Source organism: Bacillus sp. JJ1122 (genome assembly GCF_036964885.1).
GTDB lineage: Bacteria > Bacillota > Bacilli > Bacillales > Cytobacillaceae > Mesobacillus.
The window spans coordinates 1-6,980 of record NZ_JBALQL010000015.1 but is presented as its reverse complement, the minus strand read 5'-3'; the positions used below and the strand labels follow the sequence as shown (position 1 = coordinate 6,980).

Genomic DNA, 6,980 nt, shown 5'->3' with positions numbered 1-6,980 from the left:
TCACAAACAAATAGCAAGATTAATAGATTCCTCCACTTAAAGAAGCTGCAACAATACCGCTTTAAAGCGAGGGGGGTCTGACCCCCACCCCATTAACGCATCACCGTACCGGGGGTCTGACCCCCAACGGATTAACGCTTTAGTGTGGCGGGGTTTTGTTCTTTGGTAATAATGTTTTGGATTAATGCTCCTACGGCAATGCCTAAGCCTCCACCTATTAGATCGAATCCTACGTCGAATAGTCTTCCTCCTCTTGATAAGTACAGCTGCAGGAATTCTGTAAGGATCGCAAAGGATATGATAAATAGAATGGTTTTAATGGTATTTGTCTGGATTTTTAATAGGAAGCCTAGAATGACGAACGCGATTAGATGTCCGACTTTTTGTAATATAAAGGGTTCTGTAAGTTCTGCTGGGAGTGCGAGGAACAAATCTCCAAATTCAGGATTTGAATTCCAGGAAAAATATACTTGAAGCAAGTTGTTCTCTAACTCGAATCTTGTCGTACAAGTCATCAGGAGTATTGCCATTGTCCAAAAGACTAATAGAAGGTTTTGAAGCAAGTTACCCCCTCCTTTTTAACTGCCATTATAAACAAGAACAAGGAACTTCATACTAGGCTATTCTCGAACCATGTCGTTTCTTATCGAGAACATTTTGTTTAATTTTGTTCTTTATTTAGTTAAAATTGAATTAACAATTTTCGGGAGGGTTTTTAAAAATGCCTTTGCTTCACATGAAGGAAATCTATACACCGCTCAAACATATCGGGATTAAATTATTTAAGTGCAAAGAGGGCCATACTTACATTAAATTTTGGAACCAGCCCCGGAAAAGAATGTCGACTTAAGTACGAGAAAAATTAAAACGAGCAGACAAAAAGTCTGCTCGTTATATTTTTGATACTAGAAAAATGGCTTGCCTGCCGTGATAGGCTGCCCTTTGCTGTAATTGATTTCTTAGTTTTTTACAAAGTGCATCTTGCATCAACGCCTCGTTATGCTTCTGTAAATATAAATGAAATTTGTACCTAAACTTTAACATTGTTTTTAACACATCGGCTTCCTCCTTTTAGCCACATAAAATCGCAGGAGAGTCGTGTTCGGAAACTGGCTGACGGAGTTACAAAATCGCAACTTTAGTCCCTGTAGTTTTGCGTCACCACTTTTCAATGGCTTTGCCCTTATCGTACGATATATGTGTTATATGTTGAAATTACCAAATTTAAACACATTTGTTAAGGGACTTAAGAACTATGAAAATGAAATTGTTAATTACTTTTTACTACCCTTCTCTGTCCTATTCCAAACGCTTTTCAATAGAATAAAACCCCAAAATTGGACATATGATTTGAAGAACTTCTTAATCAAGGGGTTGTTCATATAATGAAAAGGCGACACCAGTTGCGGATTCTTCCTATATTTATTGGTATTTCCATTCTCGTTTTTATCTTTATTGTTTTACGTATATTCATGTTTGGACTCTCTAATCAAGCTACTCAAACAGTTGAAAAATTTTATGCATATGAACAGGAAGGCAATTTTTCAGATTCGTGGAATCTTTTTCATCCTTATATGAAACAAAAATTCACTAAGTCAGCATTTATCCAGGATCGGGCTCATGTTTTTATTGGTCATTTTGGCGCAGAGACCTTTACATACGAAATAAGTAAAGCCGAAAAGTTTGATAAGTGGAAACCTGAGGATGGACAAAACGTTGTTAAAAATGGCTATAAAATGGTCGTTACGCAAAATTATAATGGCAAGTATGGCAATTTCAATTTTCAACAGGTCGTTTATGTTGTAAAGCATAAAGGAGAATGGGTCATATTATGGGACTATAATTAATTCCAATTTTTTTTGCAAATTTGCTATTAAAATATATACTAGACTAGCCGATATATCTAAAGGCAAAATCACTGAAAAGTGATGACGCAAAGCTAGAGGGGCCTCCGCCAAGGACAAGGCCAGCCAGCTGCCATCAATTACAAAGGAGAAATGTTGATGTCTACTTATACTTGGCTTACCCCAGAGGAGAAGCAACGAAAGAAAAAAAGAAATAAGACCATTATGTATGCTTCCCTACTGTTGCTATCCGTTGTTTTAAGTGCATTCGTGACAATACTAGCAAATCAAATATAAGCCTCTAAAAAAGATCTCAGCGTCCGCTGGGATTTTTTTATACCCCTTATCGCCTCCCTGCATTAACGCATCACTGCACTGGGGGTCTGACCCCCAGGTTATTACCGCTTTAAAGCGCCGGGGGGCTGATCCCCAACACTTCACCGCGTAGAAGTTTTTCTTTTTTTGTATGAATATTTTTCGTTGTAAGGTTTTTTTTTGGGGGGTTTAGGTTTGTTTTTTTAAAATTCACCCTATACTCTACAGGATACTGTTTGTGTAAATACCTATGAAATCTTCATTTTCCGCTCGAATCCTCTGTTTTTCTATACACTGAATAATTATGAGAATATTTAAACAATTAAACTTCCCCTCCTGCTATACTCCTCTTATAGGTTGGCCAGCCTTTACATCGAGTGTTTCAAACACAGCAGAAAATTTATCGAAATCATTATGATTAAAGGTGGGATAAGAAATGAAGAAATTCATTAAAAAAAGTATTATTGTTGGGGCTTTAGGTCTAATGCTTCTTCCTTCAGCTGCTTCTGCTCATTTTCTAGGCTATGATTCCGTTGATGGCAAGGAAATTCGCTGGGGAACTTACCACGGGACTACAAAGTGGACAACCGCACGAGGCGCTGCTATTTCAACCTGGAATGGCCTGAATCCAATCAATATCCTAGGAGATACAGCAACGACTATTGAAGATTTATCCTTCAAGGACGCGAATCGCTCTGATGTGACTTGGGCTGGTTTATACAGCAATTTATCAGGAGCAGACAGAATCCAGCTGAACAACTATTACCTGAATGGCTATACAGCTGCTAAAAGGCAGAACGTCTTCACTCACGAGCTGGGACATGCTCTTGGTTTGGCACACAGCACCTCCGATCAAATTATGTATGCCTATGTAACTTCCAAAACAAGCTTAGGCTCGCACGACAAATCTGACTACCATTCCCTTTGGGGCTATTAATTTAAAGGAGGAAAAGCCAATATGAAAAAGATTACATTCACTTTAACTCTAGCAGCCGTTATTACAGGTGGCTTTTTGGGAGCTAATTATATTAACAACGAACATGCAAGCGCCGATAATGTGATTAGGATGGAAGCACACGCTAATTTCATTGACGATTTTTCAGATAAAAAGAAGCTCGTTGGCGCAACGAACAATGTTTTCGTTGGAAAAGTCATCGAACAAGCTGGTACAAAATCGCTTGATGGCGGTCCTGAAACACAATTTACTGTTGAAGTCATTACAAATGTAAAAGGAAAGTTATCTGGTCAAGTCCTTGTGAACCAGCAAGGCGGCTACCAGGAAAATTCCGAAGGACAAACTGAACTTCTGCTTATTGAAGACGATCAGCTTCTCGTGCCAGGAGAAACATATTTATTTGCCACAAGATACTTAGAATCTGAAAATTGGCATACTGTAGTGCCGGCTTTTGGCGATATCAAAATCGATAGCGACGCTAAAAGGTCTGATTTAATGAAGGCATTTAAAGAGGCTTATAAGAATGAAGTCGTTCCTGGGGATTTAAAAGATAAGAAATAAGTGATGCGGCTAAGGTGTAGAATCATTTCTACACCTTTTTACTGTCTGGCTTGCTGCAGGTTGTCCAGGATTGAAATTCACAGAGCACAGTTCCCCCCTTATCACTGCCTGAACAGAGCCAGCTTATCCTGCACCATTTGGATGTAGCTTTCTTTTTCATATAGAGCAAAGATCGTCCCGGCTTTTTGGAGATGCACGATTCCCTGGGATACATCACCCCGCTCTGCATAAATGAATCCCTTTTGGTATAAAAGTTCGCCCATTAAATAGCTGGACTCCTTCTCAAGCGCCAGATTTATTCCTTTATTCGCGACGTTCAATGCTTCATGGTTATTATCCAGTTTGTAATAAATCTTGCTCAAATTATAATAAATCCGGATCAATATCGTAAAATCCATTGAATAAAGCGCCCTGCTATAAATCTCCTGGGCTCTCAAGAAGGAGTTCTTCGCTTCCTCCCATTCCTCCTTTTCCCCATGAATGATGCCGATGCTATTGATGATTTGAATATCCTGCTCGGTCGCCTGGATGGAGTCCTTCATATCAAGCGCTTCCTTCAGCACATGGATTGCTCTCGATGAATCATGTTCCAAGTAATAAATACACACCCCTCTATGCCAATGGATAAATTGAAGCTCCTCTATATTTTGGAAGCTCGGATGCTTCTCCAGCTTATTGATCAGCCGCCTCACTTCCTTATAATCTTTCTTTTTTATATGCTCTCTCACGTGATTTTTTGATTGAGAGACGAACTCGTAATGCTCTTTAGAGATTTGGTTGATGAAATGGCTCGTGTTGATGCCTAGCCTTTCCGATATTTTTACTAGCGTGTGAATATACGGACTGATTTCCCCAGTTTCGATTTTGCTGATTTGCGATTGGCTGCAAATTCCGCTGGCTAAGTCTTTTTGGCTGATCCCGAGCTTCACTCTGATTGAATGGATCGATTCTCCCAGATTTTTAAAATTAAATTCCTTCATAATGTAAATCTCCTAACCTAGTCAAAATATTCCTATAAGAATATTAACGAATGATAAAAAGTGATTTTATTAGAAAATTCGCCTAAAATCTCTAAATATGACAATACACCCTAAATACCTATAAATTTCGAACATGGTATATTTTACTCAGGAGGGATTAAGATGAAAAAAATATCAAAAGTATTATTTGGATTCGCAATTCTAGGTATTATGTCATTATGTGTTCCTGTCACACAATCGGCTGTTAACGCCGCTGGCCCTATCGAAAATGTCGATTTGCCTTTTGAGCATTAGGAAATCAAACAATTAAGTTAATAATACCCTTTTTAAGGAATTTATGTAAAAATTTAATTATAAGAACTAAAGACACGTTGTAACTAATACATCGTGTCTTTTTCTTTTTCTCCTTAACGCATCACCGCGCCGGGGGTCTGACCCCCAATGAATTAACGCTGTACTTAGTTAAAATTTCACTAGGTTACCCTATGGTGTTTAGGTACTTTTTACTATACAATGGAAAATGTGTGTATTTTTCACATTATTTGTTATTTATAGTTTAGGAGATGGGTGAATGGGAAGTGTTAGTTTGAATTGCACTATTATGAAGAGGCTTACCTTAATGGCCACTAGTTTTATGGTATTGCTATCTTTATTTTCAAACCCTGTAAAAGCGAGTAGTTTGATTTTCAAGGATGTCCCCAGAGATCATTGGGCACATGATGAAATCCGTTTCCTTTCCAGCAAAGGGGTTATTAAAGGGTTTGCGTCTGGTGAATTTAAACCGTTAGTAATCCTGACTAGGAAAGATGCAGCAATTATGTTGGTTCGCGCCATGCGTTTAGAGGCTCCATCAAATCCTAAAATTGTTCCTTCTGATATGAAACCGACAATGGGCGGATATAAGGAAGTTTTAACTGTTATGGAGAAAGGCATGTTCACTTTAAACGGAAAGAGCTTTATGCCTGATAAGCCATTAACCCGCAAAGAAATGGCTAAGGCAATTGCCGTAGCTTACAATTACAAGGGGGCTGGCAAATCGTCGTTTAAGGATATGCCAAAATCAAATCCATATTACACCTTCATTGATGCTATTGCGGAGAATGATGTGACATCTGGATACAAGGACGGCACCTTCAAGCCAGAAGTTTCTGTAAGCCGCGCGCAATTCTCAGTATTCCTGGCACGAATCTACAGTGAACCTTTAGAGTATGCAATAAAAGAAAACGGGAAAGTTTTACATAAAGTAAGAAAGGCTGACCAGGCAATCGACCTGGCTTTAAAATATCCTAAAGCAACGGTTCATCCGGTCAGCAACTCACTTATGAACTACGATGATCAAACCGGTATGATGACAGATTCCGGAATTGGCAATGGAGTTCTCATTTATAATGGAAATGAAAACCCTATGAAATTTACACCAGAGTTCTTTGAACCATATATCAGCATCAAACCGAACGATGAATCAAGAGGGCCATTCTTCGATACCTTCATTATATTAGGACGAAGTTATCCAAGTGGAGAGTTTGGCCAGATATCAAGCAATCACGCCAATTATGCGGAGTGGAGATGGTATGCCGAGAGAACGTTTGCTGCGGACGGCGCACTTGAAAACCTTAACACGGCGGCAAAACAAAAAGGCAAGAAGGCCAATGTCTACATTGCCATTCCTTACCCTAAACAAAAAGAAGCCATTTTTGGGTTAGATGGAAAGAAACGGGCAAATAACCTGAACGAAAGGTCCAATCTCGTTACATGGTATATGAACGATGTCCAATCTAAATGGCAAAAGGCAGGTTATTCAAATTTAACTTTTAAAGGGTACTATTGGCTGAATGAAACCGTTGGCTCACTGGAAGATGAACTTCTAGTGGAAAACACGGCTAAAACCATCCACACTCAGAAAAAGAAATTTATTTACTCGCCTCACGCCCTCTCGAATAACTTCGAGAATTGGAAGATTTACGGATTTGATGGCGTGTACCTTCAGCCAAATACATTCCGCCTAAAATTAACCGATACACAGAAGCGTTTGCATCTAGCTTTTTTACGAGCACAAATAAACGGAATCGGTATAAATATTGAGATCGACACCTACTCGCCTCACCAAATGGCTAGCGGAGTACAAAACTTTGCTCAATATGTAGAAATGGCTGAACGTTATGGTCTTCCAGGCAGAAGTCTGATTTTTTATCAGGGAAATGAAATGGTGTACAGGATGGGAACATATAACCTGGCTCCTTATCAAGAGGGGTATCAATTAATGGAGAGAGTATTTAAGTAAGTTTTAAATAAAGGCATCTTCCAAAATGAACTGTGCCCCCTTTT

General features: G+C 38.9%; 7 protein-coding genes and 2 riboswitches. Of the genes, 5 read left to right on the top strand and 2 right to left on the bottom strand.

The window, feature by feature from the left end; genetic code table 11:
* Positions 1 to 131: 131 nt before the first annotated feature.
* Complete coding sequence (locus V7201_RS09920; protein WP_335376593.1) at positions 132 to 563, bottom strand: VanZ family protein; 432 nt, start codon at positions 561 to 563, stop codon at positions 132 to 134.
* Between the two features lie 538 nt (positions 564 to 1,101).
* Positions 1,102 to 1,192, bottom strand: a riboswitch (cyclic di-GMP riboswitch).
* 193 nt (positions 1,193 to 1,385) lie between these two features.
* Here V7201_RS09920 and V7201_RS09915 point away from each other — a divergent pair.
* The 3 genes from V7201_RS09915 to V7201_RS09905 all read left to right on the top strand — a co-directional run bounded on the left by V7201_RS09915 (position 1,386) and on the right by V7201_RS09905 (position 3,675).
* Positions 1,386 to 1,847, top strand: coding sequence for a hypothetical protein (locus V7201_RS09915; protein ID WP_335376592.1), 462 nt, complete (start codon positions 1,386 to 1,388; stop codon positions 1,845 to 1,847).
* A gap of 51 nt (positions 1,848 to 1,898) precedes the next feature.
* Positions 1,899 to 1,982: riboswitch (cyclic di-GMP riboswitch) on the top strand.
* A gap of 613 nt (positions 1,983 to 2,595) precedes the next feature.
* Positions 2,596 to 3,096, top strand: a complete 501-nt coding sequence (locus V7201_RS09910) for a matrixin family metalloprotease (protein WP_335376591.1) — start codon at positions 2,596 to 2,598, stop codon at positions 3,094 to 3,096.
* A gap of 21 nt (positions 3,097 to 3,117) precedes the next feature.
* Positions 3,118 to 3,675 (top strand): hypothetical protein, encoded by a 558-nt coding sequence (locus V7201_RS09905; protein ID WP_335376590.1) that lies wholly within the window; start codon positions 3,118 to 3,120, stop codon positions 3,673 to 3,675.
* A gap of 101 nt (positions 3,676 to 3,776) precedes the next feature.
* Here V7201_RS09905 and V7201_RS09900 read toward each other — a convergent pair whose 3' ends face one another.
* Positions 3,777 to 4,655, bottom strand: coding sequence for a helix-turn-helix domain-containing protein (locus tag V7201_RS09900; protein WP_335376589.1), 879 nt, complete (start codon positions 4,653 to 4,655; stop codon positions 3,777 to 3,779).
* A gap of 162 nt (positions 4,656 to 4,817) precedes the next feature.
* Here V7201_RS09900 and V7201_RS09895 point away from each other — a divergent pair, with 162 nt between their 5' ends.
* Both V7201_RS09895 and V7201_RS09890 read left to right on the top strand, forming a co-directional pair.
* The gene (locus V7201_RS09895; protein ID WP_335376588.1) at positions 4,818 to 4,949 is read left to right on the top strand and encodes a hypothetical protein; all 132 of its coding nucleotides are present in this window, start codon (positions 4,818 to 4,820) and stop codon (positions 4,947 to 4,949) included.
* A gap of 325 nt (positions 4,950 to 5,274) precedes the next feature.
* Positions 5,275 to 6,936 (top strand): DUF4855 domain-containing protein, encoded by a 1,662-nt coding sequence (locus V7201_RS09890; protein ID WP_335376587.1) that lies wholly within the window; start codon positions 5,275 to 5,277, stop codon positions 6,934 to 6,936.
* The last annotated feature ends 44 nt before the right edge of the window (positions 6,937 to 6,980 follow it).

Excerpts from the sequence above, each read along its gene's own strand:
- V7201_RS09895 (WP_335376588.1), top strand. The coding sequence starts at position 4,818 with ATGAAAAAAATATCAAAAGTATTATTTGGATTCGCAATTCTAGGTATT.
- V7201_RS09900 (WP_335376589.1), bottom strand. The coding sequence starts at position 4,655 with ATGAAGGAATTTAATTTTAAAAATCTGGGAGAATCGATCCATTCAATC.
- V7201_RS09915 (WP_335376592.1), top strand. The coding sequence starts at position 1,386 with ATGAAAAGGCGACACCAGTTGCGGATTCTTCCTATATTTATTGGTATT.
- V7201_RS09905 (WP_335376590.1), top strand. The coding sequence starts at position 3,118 with ATGAAAAAGATTACATTCACTTTAACTCTAGCAGCCGTTATTACAGGT.
- V7201_RS09890 (WP_335376587.1), top strand. The coding sequence starts at position 5,275 with ATGGCCACTAGTTTTATGGTATTGCTATCTTTATTTTCAAACCCTGTA.
- V7201_RS09910 (WP_335376591.1), top strand. The coding sequence starts at position 2,596 with ATGAAGAAATTCATTAAAAAAAGTATTATTGTTGGGGCTTTAGGTCTA.